At 76.5% G+C, this 463-nt stretch carries 1 protein-coding gene; it reads left to right on the top strand.

Annotated features, from left to right (window positions below; all coding sequences use genetic code 11):
• Window positions 1-113 precede the first annotated feature (113 nt).
• Window positions 114-368, top strand: coding sequence for a beta/gamma crystallin domain-containing protein (locus ACIQBJ_RS09365; protein ID WP_400706216.1), 255 nt, complete (start codon window positions 114-116; stop codon window positions 366-368).
• The last annotated feature ends 95 nt before the right edge of the window (window positions 369-463 follow it).

Below are 463 nucleotides of genomic sequence, written 5' to 3'. Positions count from 1 at the left end.
TTTTTGTCCCAACACTGCACCTACCCCCGGGGGGCCCGCCCCCCCCCGGGGGGGGCCCCCCCCCCCGCGGCGGGGGGGGGGGGGGGCCGCCCCCCGCCCCCCCCCTCGACCGGGTGGACACCAGCACGTGCAATTCCCGCAGCGACTTCTTCACGCTGTGGAACTACCCGCCCAAGGTCTGCTTCGCCGGCGACGGCTACACCGGCGTCGGCATCTACGACGTGTACCAGGTCGACTCGGGCAACAACAGCGGTTCCTACGGCGGAGTCTGGGGCGGGTCCAACACGACCGTCTACTTCTCCAGCTGGAAGACGCGGACCTTCAGCCCGGGCCTGAACGTCACGTACATCAACGTCACCGGCCGCTGAGCGCCGGTCGGGGGGGGGGGGCCGGGGCGGGGGGGGCCGCCCCCCCCCCCCCCCCCCCCCCCCCCCCCCCCGGGGGGGGGGGGGGGGGCGGGGGG

The organism is Kitasatospora sp. NPDC088391 (assembly GCF_044753345.1).
Taxonomy (GTDB): Bacteria; Actinomycetota; Actinomycetes; order Streptomycetales; family Streptomycetaceae; genus Kitasatospora.
This window is presented reverse-complemented; position numbering and strand designations above follow the sequence as displayed.